The sequence below is a fragment of the Telluria sp. ZB4P36 genome, assembly GCF_059685865.1.
The window spans coordinates 182431-198411 of sequence record NZ_JCASIE010000003.1; the positions used below are offsets into that span (position 1 = coordinate 182431).

Below are 15981 nucleotides of genomic sequence, written 5' to 3' on the forward strand. Positions count from 1 at the left end.
CCTTAATCTTCGAGGATCTTGAAGCGCGGATCGTCCGGATCGATCGAATGGATGCCGCGCGCTTCCTCGGTCATCGTGGTCTCTTCGGCACGGTGCTCGCTGTGGCGCTTTTCTTCCAGGTGCAGGTAGATCGCATTGACCAGGTCCTGGCAGCCTTCGCGGTTCAGCGCCGAAATCTCGAACACCGGGCCCTTCCAGCCCAGGCGCTTGACGAAGTCCTTGACGCGCTTCTTGCGCTCGGCTTCCTCGACCACGTCGAGCTTGTTCAGCACCAGCCAGCGCGGCTTGTTCAGCAGCTCTTCGTCGTACTTCTCGAGTTCCTTGATCAGGGCCTTGGCTTCCTTGACCGGATCGACGTTGGCATCGAAGGAGGACAGGTCGACGATGTGCAGCAGCAGGCCGGTACGCGCCAGGTGGCGCAGGAACTGGTGGCCCAGGCCGGCGCCTTCGGCCGCGCCCTCGATCAGGCCCGGGATGTCGGCGATCACGAAGCTTTTCTCGTGCGACACGCGCACCACGCCCAGGTTCGGGTGCAGGGTGGTGAACGGGTAGTCGGCGATCTTCGGCTTGGCGTTCGAGACGGCCGTGATGAAGGTCGACTTGCCGGCGTTCGGCATGCCCAGCAGGCCGACGTCGGCCAGCACCTTCAGCTCCAGGCGCAGGGTGCGGCGCTGGCCTTCCTTGCCTTCGGTCTTCTGGCGCGGCGCGCGGTTGGTCGAGGTCTTGAAGTGGATGTTGCCCCAGCCGCCCTCGCCGCCTTGCGCCAGCAGTTCGGTCTGGCCGTGCTCGGTCAGGTCGGCGATGATCTCGCCGTTGACGTCGTCCACGATCAGGGTGCCCACCGGCATGCGCAGGTAGACGTCCTCGGCGCCCTTGCCGTAGCAGTCGGAGCCGCGGCCCGGTTCGCCGTTGCGGGCGTGGTGGGTCTTCGAGTAGCGGAAGTCCACCAGGGTGTTGATGTTACGGTCGGCCACCACGTAGATCGAGCCGCCCTTGCCGCCGTCGCCGCCGTCCGGGCCGCCGAATGGGCGGAACTTCTCGCGGCGGAACGAGGCGCACCCGTTGCCGCCGTCGCCGGCGATGACTTCAATTCTTGCTTCGTCGATAAACTTCATGATGGTGACCGATAAAAACTAAAAAGGCCCTACCGTGGGCAGAGCCTTTCGATGGAAGGCTTGCGCCTTGCAAAGAAGCGCCGCAGAACGCGCGGCGCGTGTGCTTAATTAAGCAGCGACTGCTTCGTTAGCAACGACGGTCACGAACTGCTTCGAGCCCACGCCTTGCTTGACGAACTTGACGGTACCGTCGACCAGCGCGAACAGGGTGTGATCCTTGCCGGTGCCGACGTTGGTGCCAGCGCGCACCGGGGTGCCGCGTTGACGGATGATGATGCCGCCGGCGTTGATCGCCTGGCCGCCGTAGACTTTCACGCCGAGGCGCTTGCTTTCTGAGTCACGGCCGTTGCGGGTAGTACCGCCACCTTTTTTGTGTGCCATTTATTTGCTCCTTGATGAATGAACTTGGTGAATCGAACGGCGATTAGCCGTTGATCGACACCACCTGGATTTCGGTGAAGTTCTGGCGATGGCCCTGACGCTTCTGGTAGTGCTTACGACGGCGCATCTTGAAGATGCGGACCTTGTCGTGGCGACCGTGGGAAACAACTTTCACCAGGACCGAGGCACCTTCGACCAGCGGAGCACCAAACTTGATGCTATCGCCCGCGCCGAGCGCGAGAACTTGATCGATGGTGAGTTCGGAACCAATGTCAGCAGGTATCTGTTCTACTTTGAGTTTTTCGCCAGCGACAACTTTGTATTGCTTGCCACCGGTTTTTATGACCGCGTACATGATTGAAACCTCATCAAATGTTAAAAGAATCCCGCCGGCGTCGAGACGCTGGACTGTTCGGAAGCCGGGGAACAGGGGATTATACATAACTCGCTGCAGCGCGTCAAAAGGCCTTGACGATTCGGCTGGGATCGTGTTGTCTGCGTAGCACAATGCCAACAATGCTCCCGGCCGGCGTTTCGCTCGCCGCGGCGACTGATAAGCCATCAGTGGGACAGCCTTTCCTTGCATGACGTATAATCCCGGCACTTAATACTCACCGTTTATTGCAGGTTCGCCTTGTCAGCCGCTACCCAACACGCCCAGAACACCATCGCCCAATCGATCGCCACCGACATGGAGGCCGTGAACGCGGTGATCCGACAGCGACTGCAGTCGGAAGTGAGCCTGGTGAACCAGATCTCCGAGTACATCATCAGCGCGGGCGGCAAGCGGATCCGGCCGGTGCTGGTCCTGCTGCTGGCGAACGCCTACGGCTACAAGGGCACGGCGCACCACGAGCTGGCGGCGGTGGTCGAGTTCATCCATACCGCGACCCTGCTGCACGACGACGTGGTCGACGAATCCTCGATGCGCCGCGGCCGCCAGACGGCGAACGCCCTGTTCGGCAACGCGGCCTCGGTGCTGGTCGGCGACTATTTGTACTCGCGCTCTTTCGAGATGATGACCAGCCTCGACAACATGCGCGTGATGAGCATCCTGTCGCGCGCCACCACCGTGATCGCCGAAGGCGAGGTGCTGCAGCTGCTGAACATGCACGACCCCGACGTGACCCACGAGAGCTACCTGAAGGTGATCCGCTCCAAGACCGCCAAGCTGTTCGAGGCGGCGGCCGAGCTGGGCGCCCTGATCGGCGGCGCGAGCGACGCGCAGATCGAAGCGGCCGGCGAGTACGGCCGCTCGCTGGGCACGGCCTTCCAGCTGATCGACGACGTGCTGGACTACGCCGGCGACGCCGCCGAGATCGGCAAGAACCTGGGCGACGACCTGCGCGAAGGCAAGCCTACCCTGCCGCTGATCTGGCTGATGGAAAACGGCAGCGACGAACAGCGCCAGCTGGTGCGCAGCTGCATCGAACACGGCGACGAGGAACAGTTCGAGGCGGTGCTGGCGGCGGTCACCTCGAGCGGCGCGCTGGACTATACCCGCAAGCAGGCGGAACAGGCGGGACGGCGCGCGGCCGAGGCGATCTCCGGCCTTCCGGACAGTCTCTACAAGGCCAGCCTGCTCCAGCTCTGCAGCTTCGCTGTTGACAGGAACCACTGAGCAAATTATAGTAATGCCTTCCCGAGATTGTGGAAACGCGATCTCAAACCGTCGGGGTGTAGCTTAGCCCGGTAGAGCGCTACGTTCGGGACGTAGAGGCCGGAGGTTCGAATCCTCTCACCCCGACCACCGAATTCATCAAACAAAAACAGCGGATATCCATCCGCTGTTTTTGTTTGTGCGGTGGCGGTGTCGCCACCCACGAAACGTCCACGCCTTCACTTGTCGGCCTTTGCATCATACGTAGCCTCAGTCGCTACAACGCGATTGCCAGCGAATCCGATCCACGGGAACCAGTGCCAGTTTTGTGTATTCAAGCTGGGGTGATAGCTGCCCGAATGTGCATAGATCTCGGATGATGCGCCTGTGGACAGCTTGGTCTTCTGAACAGCCATCGATGCGTAATTAAAAGTGCGCAAAAGGTAGACCGTGTCGCGGTCGAAAATGGCATCCAGGGTTACGCCGTAGCCAAATTTATCGCCTGCGGACGGCAGCATCTGAATCGTCGTGGACGCATGGTGGAAGCCGTTCTGTCCATCGTTACGGAAGATGGTCGGCGCGATCTGGTAGCCGTCGCCGGCGGGATCCGCCCCGGCCAGGAAGGCATCGAATCTTCCCGTGCCGGTAGTGTCGACCAATTCAGCAGTCCAGATCAATTTATACATGAGCCCGGACGGGAAGCGCGTCTTGTCGGCCTTGAAGGAGCCGTCCCTGTTATTGATCAGGAAATACGGCGTCCTGGCGACCATCTGGTCGGCCAGCAGAATGTCCGCATATCCATTCCCAGAAAAATCCGCAGCCGCTGCACCATGGCAGAAGCAATTGATCGCGATCTCGACGTTGCGATAACCCGTGGCATGGCTGAGCAGCACGCGCTGATTTTCGCCAGGAAAAGGTTCGGCATCGTAGCCGTGACAAGACAAGAAAACATCCGGCTTGCCGTCACCATTGAAATCGGCCACGATCGCCTTGCGTGCGCTGATACAAGCTGTTTGGTCAGAGAGCAAACGTGCCGATATATCGACCCAAGTGCCATTTACCCGTTGGAAGAAGTACAGCTTGGCCGGTTTGTCTGGAGTGCCGCGCGCATCAGTGTGTTCCCGGGAGAAGTTCGCCGTCGCCGCGACCATCGTATAGCTACCGTCTTGCAGGAAGTCGGCAAACGCGTATGCCGCGCCAATGACCTCGCCATTCGAGAATGTAGGCAGGGTGACCGGACCTAGCGCAGCAAACGCCTGCATTCTATTCTCGTATGAACTCGACCGCGCGACGATAGGACCGCCAGGGTTGTGAGGTACGAAGTCGAATCCATTCGCCATATCCGGCATGAGCGCAAGCCTGTTTTCTTTGCTGTCGGCAAAGCCGATCAGCACTGCGGACCGGTCCAGGCCATTGGACACCTGCTGAACCCACCAGTCGAACCCGCCAGCCTCCCCCGCCCGGTGCAGGATATTCCGATACAGCGCGTCGACAAACACGCCAGGCGAGGAACGTTCGCCATATGCCGTCTTGAATTCAGCCGAGCCGATGAGGTTGCCTGAGATGTGGGCCAGGCTGGATCCGTCCTGGTTTGCCTTGATCCAGAAGCCGAGGCCGGCATGATCTGGCTTCCGATTGAATGCCGCCTGGTAAAGACGATAGATCTGACCCGGCGTGCCATCGATGTCGAACGACGTCCACCTGTCCACAAATTTGATCAACTTCGGAGCCTGGAACACGTGAACATCCCGACTGTCGACCTTGCTGGTTACGGTAACGACACCGTCCTTATGAGCGATAGCGTAGTTTGCCCGGTACCCTGAAACTGCATGGACGCCGGTCGCCGCATCGGCCGCGGTGACGCTTGCCAGCAGCTTTGCGCTGCGGCGTGAAGCGCTTGCCTTCTCGGCTACCGGCTGCTGCTCTACGCCGCATCCTGCCAATAACCCCAGTACCACGGTACCGATCAATCCCAAGCGCCTCATAGTTTCTCTGTTCCTCAATTCGATCAGCAAGGTTGCTATAAATTGTAGAACAGTCTACCGAAAATATTTCCTTTACGCAATTTCAGGGCAGCTTCGGCTGCCAGGTCACGCGCACCGAAGCCTTATTCTCGCGCACCCTGCGCTAGTCAGGCTCTGCCAGCAGTTGCCGGATCTCGGGCAGGCAGGAACCGCAGTTTCCGCCCGCACGTACGCAGGCGGTGACGGCTGCGGCATCGCACAGTCCATGCTCGCGGATGGCCATACGGATCGTGTTGCGTCCCACGCCGAAGCAGGAACACACCGTCGGGCCAGGGTCCTCCCCCTGCACCGGTGGGCGGCCTGCCAGCAGCGTGGCCCGTTCCTTCGCCGGCAGGACTTCGTCGGCAAACAGGCCGCCGAGCCAGCTGCGCGCCGGCAGGTCCGGGCGGCGCGAGACGAACAGGCAGGCCTGCAGGCGGCCATCGACCAGCAGCGCGCAGCGCAGCATGCCCTCCGACTTGTCCTGATATTCGATCCATTCCGCTTCCTCGTCAGCCCCACCCAACAGCACTTTCGCCCACTCCGGCGAGACCGCTTCGCGCCCGCCCAGCTCGTAACGTATGAAGCCCGTGCCGCGCACCCGCGTCCAGTGGGCCACGCGCGCGAGGTCCAGCTCCTCACGGCTCAAGATGAAGCCGTGCCAGGCCACGCCGAAGGGTTCGATCCGCACCGGCGTGTGCTTGAACTCGGGTTCGCCCGAGACCGGGTCGACTTCCGGATTGACCACGGCGCCGACCCGCGCATCCGAGGCGGTCTGGCCGTTCCAGTGGATCGGCACGAAGGCGGCGCCGCGCGCGATGCCGCCGCTGTGCGCCACCCGCGCCACCATCGCGCCCCAGCGGCTGGTGACGCGCGCCAGTTCACCCTCGCGCACGCCGCTGAGCAGGGCATCGTGCGGATGCAGGTCCACGAAGGGTTCGGGGGCATGGCCGGCCAGGCGCGGCGACTTGCCGGTGCGGGTCATGGTGTGCCACTGGTCGCGCAGGCGCCCGGTGTTCAGCGCCAGCGGGAATTCGCCGCCGGGCGCGTGCACCGGCGCGCGTGGGGCGGTTGCGACGAAGCGCGCCTTGCCGTCGGGGTGGGAGAAGCGGCCGTCGCCAAACAGCCGCGTACTGCCTTCCCGCCCCTGCAGGACGGGCCATTGCAGCGGCTCCAGCGCGTCATAGGCGGCGCGGTCCATCCCCACCAGGCCGTCGATCCGGAAGGCGCGCGGCAGCCCGCCTTCTTCGTTGCGCCAGATCGAGAGCCGGGCGTGCTCGTCGAAGATCTGGTGCGCGTCCTCGTAATCGAAGCCGCGGAACCCCATGCGCTGCGCGACCTGGCAGATCGCCTGCCAGTCGCTTCTTGCGTCGCCCGGCGCCGGCAGGAAGCCGCGCTGGCGCGAGATGCAGCGCTCGGAATTGGTGACCGTGCCGTCCTTTTCGCCCCAGCCGAGCGCGGGCAGCAGCACGTGTCCCAGCGCGGCGGTGTCGGTGGCGCCGCTCATGTCCGATACCACCACCAGCTCGCAGCGCTGCAGCGCGCGTTTCACCTGGTCGGCGTCGGGCAGGCTGACCACGGGATTGGTCGCCATGATCCACACGGCCTTGACCTTGCCGGCTTCGATGGCGCGGAACAGGTCGACCGCCTTCAGCCCGGGCTTGTCGGCGATGCGCGGAGAATCCCAGAAGCTGCGCACGGCCTCGCGGTGGGCCGGCTTGTCCAGGTCGAGATGGCTCGCCAGCATGTTGGCAAGGCCGCCCACTTCGCGCCCGCCCATCGCGTTCGGCTGGCCGGTCAGCGAGAACGGCCCCATGCCCGCCTGGCCGATGCGGCCGGTGAGCAGGTGGCAGTTGATGATGCTGTTGACCTTGTCCGTGCCGCTCGAGGACTGGTTGACGCCCTGCGAGAAGGCGGTGACGACCTTCCCGGTCGCGGCGAACATGTCGTAGAACTCGGCCAGCTTGTGCGGATCGACGCCGCAGGTACGGGCGACGAAGTCGATGTCGGCGCAGCCGGCCGCTTCTTCCAGCGCGGCGTCGAGGCCGTCCGTGTGGGCGGCGACGAAGGCATGGTCGGCGGCGCCGGCGCGCGCCAGGTGGGTCAGGAGGCCGTTGAACAGCCAGACGTCGGTGCCGGCCTTGACCGGCAGGTGCAGGTCGGCCAGTTCGCAGGTGGCGGTGCGGCGCGGGTCGATCGCCACGATGCGCATCGACGGGCGCGCCTCCTTCGCCTTGGCGATGCGCTGGAACAGGGTCGGGTGGCACCAGGCCGTGTTCGAGCCGACCAGCACGACCAGGTCGGCCAGTTCGAAGTCTTCGTAGCAGCCGGGCACCAGGTCTTCGCCGAAGGCGCGCTTGTGGCCGGCCACCGCCGAAGACATGCACAGGCGCGAATTAGTGTCGATGTTGGCGCTGCCGACGTAGCCCTTCATGAACTTGTTGGCGACGTAGTAGTCCTCGGTCAGCAGCTGGCCCGAGACGTACATCGCCACCGCGTCCGGGCCATGCTCGGCGATGATGGCCGCGAAGGTCGAGGCGACCTTGCCGAGCGCCTCGTCCCAGCTTGCCGTACGCAGCCTGCCCTCCTCGCGGATGGCGGGGGCCAGCAGGCGCCCGTCCAGGCCGAGCGTCTCGCCCAGTGCCGATCCCTTGACGCACAGGCGCCCGCGGCTCGCCATGTGATCGGGGTCGCCCTCGATCAGGGCGCCGTCCGCCATGGGGGTGGCCTTGATGCCGCAGCCGACGCCGCAGTAGGGACAGGTGGTGCGGACCGCCGAAGCGATCGGAATCATGGGTGCATTCATCAGGCAGCCTCGCACAGGGCCGGACCGAACAGCAGCCGGTCGCGGAAGCCCGACACGTCGGCGCCGCGCTGGATCAGGTCGAAGTACCAGGGGCCGTCGGACACGTCGCCGTACAGCACCGCACCGGTGACGCGGTTCCCGGCCAGCACCAGGCGCTTGTACACGCCGGCGTGGCGGTCGCGCAGCACCAGGTCTTCGCTGCCCTCGAGGCCGACGATGTCGCCGGCCGAGTACAGGTCGATCCCGGTCACCTTCAGCTTGGTCGCGGTGGCCTGCTGCACGTAGCGGCGGTGCCCGAGCCCGGCCAGGTGGGCCGCGCAGACGCGCGCCTGGTCCCAGATCGGCGCCACCAGGCCGAAGGTGGCCTTGCGGTGCTGGACGCACTCGCCCACGGCGTACACGCGCGGATCGTAGGTCTGCAGGGTGTCGTCGACCACGATGGCGCGCTCGACGTGCAGGCCGGCCTCGCGGGCCAGCGCCACGTTGGGGCGCACGCCGGCGGCCATCACGACCAGGTCGGCCGGCACTTCGAGGCCGTCGGCGAAGCGTACCGCTTCCACCCTGCCGCTGCCCAGGATGGTCTCGGTCTGCGCGCCGAGCAGGATGCGCAGGCCGCGCCGTTCCAGCGCCAGCTTGAGCAAGAGGGCGGCCTGCGGGTCGAGCTGCTGGTTCATCAGGCTGTTCGTCAGGTGCACCACGGTCACCTGCATGCCCTGCCGCAGCAGGCCGTTGGCCGCTTCCAGCCCGAGCAGGCCGCCGCCGATGACGACGGCGCTGCCGCCGCGCCGGGCCGCGGCCAGCATCACCTCGACGTCGTCGAGGTCACGGAAGCCGATGACGCCCTCGAGCGTCGAACCCGGCACCGGCACGATGAAGGGGCTGGAACCGGTCGCCAGCAGGAGTCGATCATAAGCAACGGCCAGTCCCGAACGAGAGTGAACGGTGCGGCGCTTGCGGTCGATCGCCACCACCGGATCGCCGGCGTGCAGCACGATGCCCTGCTCCGCATACCACTCGCGGGTGTGCAGCACGATGTCCTCGGCCCGCTTCTCGCCGGCCAGGACCGGCGAGAGCAGGATGCGGTTGTAGTTCACGCGCGGCTCCGCGCCGAACACGGTGATGTCGTACATGCCCGCGTCGAGCTTCAGCAGTTCCTCGACGGTACGCATGCCGGCCATGCCGTTGCCGACCACGACCAGCCGGGGTTTTATGGAGCGATCCATACCTTGCCTCCTTCCACGCGGGCCGGGTAGCTGGCCACCGAATGCTCGGGGGCTTCCAGGCATTCGCCGCTGTGAAGGTCGAAATGCTGCTTGTAGATGGGCGAGGCGACCACGATGCGCTCGCCGATGCTGCCGACCAGGCCGCGCGACAGCACCGCCGCCTGGGCGTTGGGGTCGAAGTTGTCGATGGCGAAGACACGCGGGTCGGCGCCGCCGACGCGGAACACGGCCACCTGGCGGTTGTCGACCAGGGCGCAGACGCCGGTGTCCGGCACGATCTCGTCAAGGGCGCAGACGGCGGTCCAGTTCTGAAGCTGCATATCTCGGTGCATGGTTTTCTCCTTGGATTCAAGCCGCGCTGGCGGCGATCGGGATGACGCGTCCGCGTCGCTCTTCGGGATTGGCCGGGCGGATCTGGCCGCGCTCCGGCACGAACACGACATTGCTATCAAGCGCTTCGCTGTTGACGAAGTGGCGGAAACGGCGCCGCACTTCCGGATTGGTGACGGCCTCCTTCCATTCGCAGGCATAGGTGTCCACCACGTGCTGCATCTGGGCCTCGAGCTCGGCCGCGATTCCCAGCTTGTCCTCGACCACCACCTGCTTCAGGTAGTCCAGGCCACCCTCGAGGTTCTCGCGCCACACGCTGGTGCGCTGCAGGCGGCCGGCGGTACGCACGTAGAACATCAGGAAGCGGTCGACCAGCTTGACCACGGTTTCGTCGTCGATGCCGGAGGCGATCAGTTCCGCATGGCGCGGCTTCATGCCGCCGTTGCCGCAGACGTAGAGGTTCCAGCCCTTCTCGGTGGCGATCAGGCCGACGTCCTTGCCCTGCGCCTCGGCGCACTCGCGGGTACAGCCGGAGACGCCGAACTTGATCTTGTGCGGCGAGCGCAGGCCCTTGTAGCGGTTCTCCAGCGCGATGGCGAAGGCCAGGCTGTCGCCGACGCCGTAGCGGCACCAGGTCGAGCCGACGCAGGATTTCACGGTGCGCAGCGACTTGCCGTAGGCGTGGCCCGATTCGAAGCCGGCCGCGATCAGCTCTTCCCAGATGTTCGGCAGCTGCTCCAGGCGGGCGCCGAACAGGTCGACCCGCTGGCCGCCGGTGATCTTGGTGTACAGGCCGTACTTCTTGGCCACCTGCCCCACCGCGATCAGGCCGTCGGCCGTCACTTCGCCGCCCGGCATGCGCGGCACCACCGAATAGGTGCCGTCCTTCTGGATGTTGCCGAGGAAGTAGTCGTTCGAATCCTGCAGGCTGGCGTGCTCCGGCTTGAGCACGAAGTCGTTCCAGGCCGAGGCGAGAATATTCGCCACCACCGGCTTGCAGATGTCGCAGCCGAGGCCCTTGCCGTGGCGCGCGATCAGCTCGCCGAAGCTGCGGATGCCCTCCACACGCACCAGGTGGTAGAGCTCCTGGCGCGAGCAGGCGAAGTGCTCGCACAGGTGGTCGTTGACGGCCACGCCCAGCCGGGTCAGCTCGGCATTCATCACCTGGGTCATCAGGGGCACGCAGCCACCGCAGGCGGTGCCGGCCTTGGTGCAGCTTTTCAGCGCGCCGATCGAGCCGGCGCCACCCGCCACCGCTTCGCACAGTGCCCCTTTCGAGACGTCGTTGCAGGAGCAGATCTGGGCGCTGGCAGGCAATGCGTCGACGCCGAGCGCCGGGCGCGCCGCGCCGTCGAGTTGCGGCAGGATCAGGACTTCGGGCGACTCCGGCAGTGCGATCCCGTTCAGCATCATCTGCAGCAGCTCGCCGTAGGACGAGGCATCGCCCACCAGCACGGCGCCGATCAGCTGCTTTCCGCAGCTCGAGGTGACGATCTTGCGGTATTCCTGCTTGCGCTCGTCGAGGAACTGGTAGCTGCGGCAACCGCTGGTGGCGCCATGCGCGTCGCCGATGCTGGCCACGTCCACGCCCATCAGTTTCAACTTGGTGCTCATGTCGGCGCCCGTGAAGCTGGTCTCGATGCCGAGGATGTGCTTTGCCGCGGTGCGCGCCATGTCATAGCCCGGCGCCACCAGGCCGAACAGCTGCCCCTTCCACAAGGCGCATTCGCCGATGGCGTAGATGTGCGGATCGGAAGTCAGGCAGGCGTCGTCGATGACGATGCCGCCGCGCTGGCCGAGGGCCAGGCCGCTGAAGCGCGCCAGCTCGTCGCGCGGACGGATGCCGGCCGAGAACACGATCATGTCGGTGTCCAGGTGGCTGCCGTCGGCGAACTGCATGCGGTGCGTGCCCTCCTCGCCGTCGGCGATGAGCAGGGTGTTCTTCTGGGTGTGCACCTGCACGCCCAGCTCTTCGATCTTGTTGCGCAGCACGCGCGCCCCCGGATCATCGACCTGCACCGCCATCAGGCGCGGCGCGAACTCGACCACGTGGGTCTGCAGGCCCAGGTCGCGCAGCGCTTTCGCGCATTCCAGGCCGAGCAGGCCGCCACCGACCACCACGCCGGTGCGCGAACGGCCGCCGCACTCCTGCATGGCTTCCAGGTCTTCGATGGTGCGGTAGACGAAGCAGTCCTTGCGGTCCGATCCCGGCACCGGCGGCACGAAAGGGTAGGAACCGGTGGCCAGCACCAGCTTGTCGTAGCTCACAGGCTCGCCTTCCGCGAGCGTGACCTGGCGCGCCTCGCGGTCGATGCCGACCACGCGGGTGCCGAGGCGCAGCGACAGTTGCTGGTTCTCGAAGAAGCCAGGTGCTACCAGCGACAGGTCTTGCGCGCTTTTCCCGGCGAAGAATTCGGACAGGTGGACCCGGTCGTATGCCGGGCGCGGTTCTTCGCCCAGGATCGTGACGCGCAGGTCCGGGTCTCCGCTGGCTGCGAGGGTTTCAACGAATTTATGGCCCACCATGCCGTGGCCGACGACGACGATATGCATTGCTCTACTCCTTATGCGGCGGAGACCGCCGGCGATGCCTCGCCTGCGGTCATGGTGAAACGGGCGGCGATGGCGCACAGGCTTGCGACCAGCACCATCACGCTCAAGATCGTCAGGGTCTGGGCGATGTCGCCCGTGCCCTTCATCAGGAAACCGGCCGCCACGGCGCCGACGTTGCCGCCCGCGCCGACGATGCCGGCCACACCGCCCAGCGCCCTCGGTGCGACGAAGGGCACCAGCGCGTAGGTGGCGCCGCAGGCCATGTGGGTGAACAGGCCGAAGCACAGCATGGCGATCACGGCGTAGGCCACGCCCTCGGCCTGTGCGAACCACAGCAGGCCCAGGCCTTCGCCGATCATCAGCACGAACAGCACGGTGACACGGCTGTTGAGGCTGCCGGCCCTGGCGCTGCGGTCCGACAGCCAGCCGCCGAGGGCGCGGGCGAACAGGGCCAGCAGGCCGAAGCTGCCGGCGGCCAGGCCGGCCGCGCCGAGCGACAGGCCGAACTTGTCGACGTAGTACACGGCGGCGATGTTGTGGATGAAGATCTCGATGCCGAAGCAGGCGCCGTAGGTGACGAACAGCAGCCAGGCGCGGTGGTTGCGGCAGGCTTCGCGGAAGCTCGCCAGGCCGCCTTTGTTCCCCTGCGGGAGTTCGCCCTTGGCGCGCAGCTCGTCGTAGTTCCCGGCCGGGCAATCCTGGGTGTAGCGCCAGTAGACGAAGGCCATCACGATCATCATCAGGCCCGGCACCACCAGCGCCACGCGCCAGCTCATGGCCTGCGAGACGCCGAGCATGGTGACCGCGGTGAGCAGCAGCGGCATCAGGGCCTGGGCCGCGCCGCCGCCGCTGTTGCCCCAGCCCGCGGCAGCCGCGTTGGCGGTACCGACCACCTTCGGGCCGAACATCACCGAGGTGTGGTACTGGGTGATCACGAAGCTGGCGCCGACCGCGCCGATCCCGAGGCGGAACAGCAGGAAGCTCTCGTAGCTCTGCGCCATCGCCACGCCCAGCACCGGGATGGAACCCAGCAGCAGCAATCCGGTATAGGCCTTGCGCGGGCCGAAGCGGTCGCACAGGGGGCCGATGAGCAGCCGCACGAAGATCGTGATGGCGACGGCGGCGATGTTGATGTTGGCGACCTGCTCCATCGACAGGCCGAACTCGCCCTTGATGACCGGCATCAGCGGTGCGCAGGCGAACCAGGCGAAGAAGCAGATGAAGAAGGCGACCCAGGTCAGGTGAAAGGCGCGCATCGGCGCCGTATTGAACGAGAAGAGTTTGATGCTGTCTGCTTTGCTGGCCATGTTTCTTCCTTTAGAAAACAAAACGGCGTCCGCGCTCCTGCTGTTGAAGCAGTGAGCTGCGGACGCCGTTGTCCTGTCGTTGCGCTTGTTTGCCGGTCCCTCGTTAGACCAGCGACAAGTTGAAGGGGATCGCCATTGATCCTTTACCAAAGTATGAGCAAGAGCCGTGCCAGACCGGGCACAGAGGGAAGCGCAAGGGAAGGATCGGGCGGCGCGCTACATTGCGGTGCAACATGCCCGCAAATGATGCAGTCCGGCGCACCGATTCAGTCAAACCACTCAAAACGATGCGGCGTAGCCGGCAGGGTCGCTGCCGTCCCACACGCGGCCGTCGAGCAGGGTCGAACTGCGCAGCGGCGTATCCGGCACGGCCACGCCGGCGAGCGCCGCGCCGTCGCGGTAGAGATCGATGCGGTTGACCTCGCGCGCGATGGCGGCATAGGCCGGGTCGGTACGCAGCAGGCCCCAGCGGCGCTGCTGGGTGAGGAACCACATGCCGTCCGACAGCCAGGGGAAGGTGGCTTCGCCCTCGCCGAAGAAGCGCAGGCCGTTGTGGCCGCGCCAGGCGCCGGCGACGCCCTTGCCGCCCGCACGACCGGCCAGGCAATGTTGCAGCACGTCCCTGCCCGCATTCACGTAGCCGGGGCTGGCCAGCACCTCGGCGGCCGCTTCGCGGTTGGTGCGCGAGGCATCCAGCCAGCGCGCCGCCGCCAAGAGCGCGGCCACCATCGCGCGGCAAGTGTGCGGATGGGCGGCGGCGAAGTCGGCGCTCGTGCCCAGCACCTTGCCCGGATGGTCCGGCCAGATCTCTTCGCTCGACAGCGCCGGCACGCCCACGCCTTCGCGCAGCGCGCGCTGGCCCCAGGGCTCGCCGGCGCAGAAGCCGTCCATGTGGCCGGCCGCCAGGCTGGATGCCATCTGCCCGGGCGGCACCGTGACCAGCTTGCAGTCCTCGAAAGGATCGATGCCGGCGGCGGCCAGCCAGTAATACAGGAGCATCGCGTGGTTCCCGGTCGGGAATGTATGGCCGAAGGTGGGACGCAACTGTTCCGCATGCAGCAGCCGCGCCAGCGCCGCCCCGTCCTGGGCGCGCGCGGCCAGGGCGCGCGACAGCGTGATGCCCTGGCCGTTCTGGTTCAGGTTCATCAGGACGGCCATCTGGCGCGCCCGCGTGCCGACGCCCATCTGCAGGCCGTACAGCAGTCCATACAGGACGTGGGCCGCATCGATCCCGCCGCCCACCAGGCGGTCGCGCATGCCGGTCCAGGACAGCTCGCGGCTCAGTTCGAACCGGATCCCGTATTGTTCGTCGAAGCCGAGCACCGAGGCCATCACCACCGGCGCGCAGTCGGCCAGCGGCATGAAGCCGATCCGCACGGTGGTTCGCTCCGGTTGGTCGGAACCGGCGATCCATGCGCCGCTTTGCTCGCTGCCTGCCATAGTGTTCCGTTTCTCCGCCGCCGGCATCATCCGAGCAGGTCTTCCACATCGATCAGCCGCTGCGCGATCTCCGCCAGCTTCAGGTTCTTGTTCATGGCCATGCTGCGCAGGCGCTGGTAGGCCTGGTCCTCGGTAAGCTGGTAGCGCGTCATCAGGAGGCCCTTGGCGCGGTCGACGATCTTGCGCTCGGCCAGCTTCTGGCGCGTGCCCTGCAATTCGTCGAGCAGCTTCTGTTCGCGCCGGAAGCGCGCCAGCGCCACGTCCAGCACCGGCTTGACGCGCTCTGCGTGCAGGCCGGCCACGATGTAGGCCGAAACCCCCGCTTCCAGCGCGGCATCCATGCTGGCCGGCGCATCGTCTTCGGTGAACAGCACGATCGGACGGCGCGCATCGCGGGTGGCGATCACGATGTGTTCGAGGATGTCGCGCGCGTCCGACTCGCTGTCGACGATGATCATGTCCGGCTGCAGCTGGGCGATGCGCTCGGGCAGGAACACGTCGGCCGGCAGCGAGGCGATCAGGTCGTAGCCCGATTCCAGCAGCCCGATGCGCAGTGCGGCGCTGCGGCGCGCCTGTTCGGCAAGGGCCGCATCGCGCTCCGCGCCGGGCGGCGCGGCGGGGTTGACGACGACGATGCGCAGATGAGGTGGACCACAGCTTGAGGATGTCATGCCGGTATGGCATGCAAGAACCGCACCACCCCAAGTGAGCCTCATGCGAAGTGGCGGGGATGAGACATTCGCGGCGTCAATATCACGGATGAGCTCGGATCGTTAATTATTCACAGAACGCATCGCTGCAATCACGAATCTAAAGTTTATTTATGGCTCGTCCCTCCTTATACTGCGACGCAACATCACCTTTTTTCACAGGAGTCCACCATGGCCGCAACCCGCCGCTTCTTCGCCAACGCCGCCGCCGCAGTGCGCAGCTTCTCGATCGAACTCTATGCCGCCCACGGCGGCTGGGCGCCGGCAGTCCGGGGCTGAACATGAACACGCTCGACTCCGTCCTGAGCGTCTGCGCCCTGATGGCGCTGGTGGTCCGCCTGGCCCTGTTCCTGCGCCCCGCCAAGCGCCCGCGCACGGCCGCCTGACACGCTGCGACGCAGCAGCCGTATTGATATGTATTTGCCGGTCCGGCGTATGTATGTACGCCGGCATTGTCTTTTTTAGCAAGTCCGTTCTCCACATTCCCCGCACCGTGAAATGCTGAGCTAGAAT

The 15981-nt window shown here is 65.6% G+C and carries 12 protein-coding genes and 1 tRNA gene; 2 read left to right on the forward strand and 11 right to left on the reverse strand.

The window, feature by feature from the left end:
* Positions 1-2 precede the first annotated feature (2 nt).
* The 3 genes from cgtA to rplU all read right to left on the reverse strand — a co-directional run bounded on the left by cgtA (position 3) and on the right by rplU (position 1851).
* Positions 3-1115 (reverse strand): Obg family GTPase CgtA, encoded by a 1113-nt coding sequence (gene cgtA, locus AC56LK_RS06065; RefSeq protein WP_497183670.1) that lies wholly within the window; start codon positions 1113-1115, stop codon positions 3-5.
* Between the two features lie 108 nt (positions 1116-1223).
* Complete coding sequence (rpmA, locus tag AC56LK_RS06070; protein WP_027865916.1) at positions 1224-1496, reverse strand: 50S ribosomal protein L27; 273 nt, start codon at positions 1494-1496, stop codon at positions 1224-1226.
* Positions 1497-1539: 43 nt separating this feature from the next.
* The gene (rplU, locus tag AC56LK_RS06075; RefSeq protein ID WP_027865917.1) at positions 1540-1851 is read right to left on the reverse strand and encodes a 50S ribosomal protein L21; all 312 of its coding nucleotides are present in this window, start codon (positions 1849-1851) and stop codon (positions 1540-1542) included.
* Positions 1852-2130: 279 nt separating this feature from the next.
* Between rplU and ispB the strand changes: the two genes are divergently transcribed.
* Both ispB and AC56LK_RS06085 read left to right on the forward strand, forming a co-directional pair.
* The gene (ispB, locus tag AC56LK_RS06080) at positions 2131-3117 is read left to right on the forward strand and encodes an octaprenyl diphosphate synthase (protein WP_497183671.1); all 987 of its coding nucleotides are present in this window, start codon (positions 2131-2133) and stop codon (positions 3115-3117) included.
* Between the two features lie 52 nt (positions 3118-3169).
* Positions 3170-3246, forward strand: a tRNA-Pro gene (locus AC56LK_RS06085).
* An 89-nt stretch (positions 3247-3335) separates the two neighbouring features.
* On the opposite strand, the gene AC56LK_RS06090 is transcribed toward AC56LK_RS06085, so the two are convergent.
* The 8 genes from AC56LK_RS06090 to AC56LK_RS06125 form a co-directional block, all read right to left on the reverse strand.
* On the reverse strand, positions 3336-5066 hold the full coding sequence (locus AC56LK_RS06090) for a DUF4214 domain-containing protein (protein WP_497183672.1): 1731 nt from the start codon (positions 5064-5066) through the stop codon (positions 3336-3338).
* Between the two features lie 157 nt (positions 5067-5223).
* Complete coding sequence (locus AC56LK_RS06095) at positions 5224-7905, reverse strand: molybdopterin-dependent oxidoreductase (RefSeq protein ID WP_497183673.1); 2682 nt, start codon at positions 7903-7905, stop codon at positions 5224-5226.
* Complete coding sequence (locus AC56LK_RS06100; RefSeq protein WP_497183674.1) at positions 7905-9128, reverse strand: NAD(P)/FAD-dependent oxidoreductase; 1224 nt, start codon at positions 9126-9128, stop codon at positions 7905-7907. The genes AC56LK_RS06095 and AC56LK_RS06100 overlap by 1 nt, the downstream gene beginning before the upstream one ends.
* Positions 9113-9460, reverse strand: a complete 348-nt coding sequence (gene nirD, locus AC56LK_RS06105; RefSeq protein ID WP_497183675.1) for a nitrite reductase small subunit NirD — start codon at positions 9458-9460, stop codon at positions 9113-9115. The genes AC56LK_RS06100 and nirD overlap by 16 nt, the downstream gene beginning before the upstream one ends.
* A gap of 16 nt (positions 9461-9476) precedes the next feature.
* Positions 9477-12011, reverse strand: coding sequence for a nitrite reductase large subunit NirB (nirB, locus tag AC56LK_RS06110; protein WP_497183676.1), 2535 nt, complete (start codon positions 12009-12011; stop codon positions 9477-9479).
* Between the two features lie 11 nt (positions 12012-12022).
* The gene (locus AC56LK_RS06115; protein WP_497183677.1) at positions 12023-13318 is read right to left on the reverse strand and encodes an MFS transporter; all 1296 of its coding nucleotides are present in this window, start codon (positions 13316-13318) and stop codon (positions 12023-12025) included.
* Between the two features lie 279 nt (positions 13319-13597).
* Positions 13598-14758, reverse strand: coding sequence for a CmpA/NrtA family ABC transporter substrate-binding protein (locus tag AC56LK_RS06120; protein ID WP_497183678.1), 1161 nt, complete (start codon positions 14756-14758; stop codon positions 13598-13600).
* Between the two features lie 26 nt (positions 14759-14784).
* Entirely contained in the window at positions 14785-15429 is a 645-nt protein-coding gene (locus AC56LK_RS06125) for an ANTAR domain-containing response regulator (protein ID WP_497183679.1), read from the reverse strand.
* Positions 15430-15981: the final 552 nt, after the last annotated feature.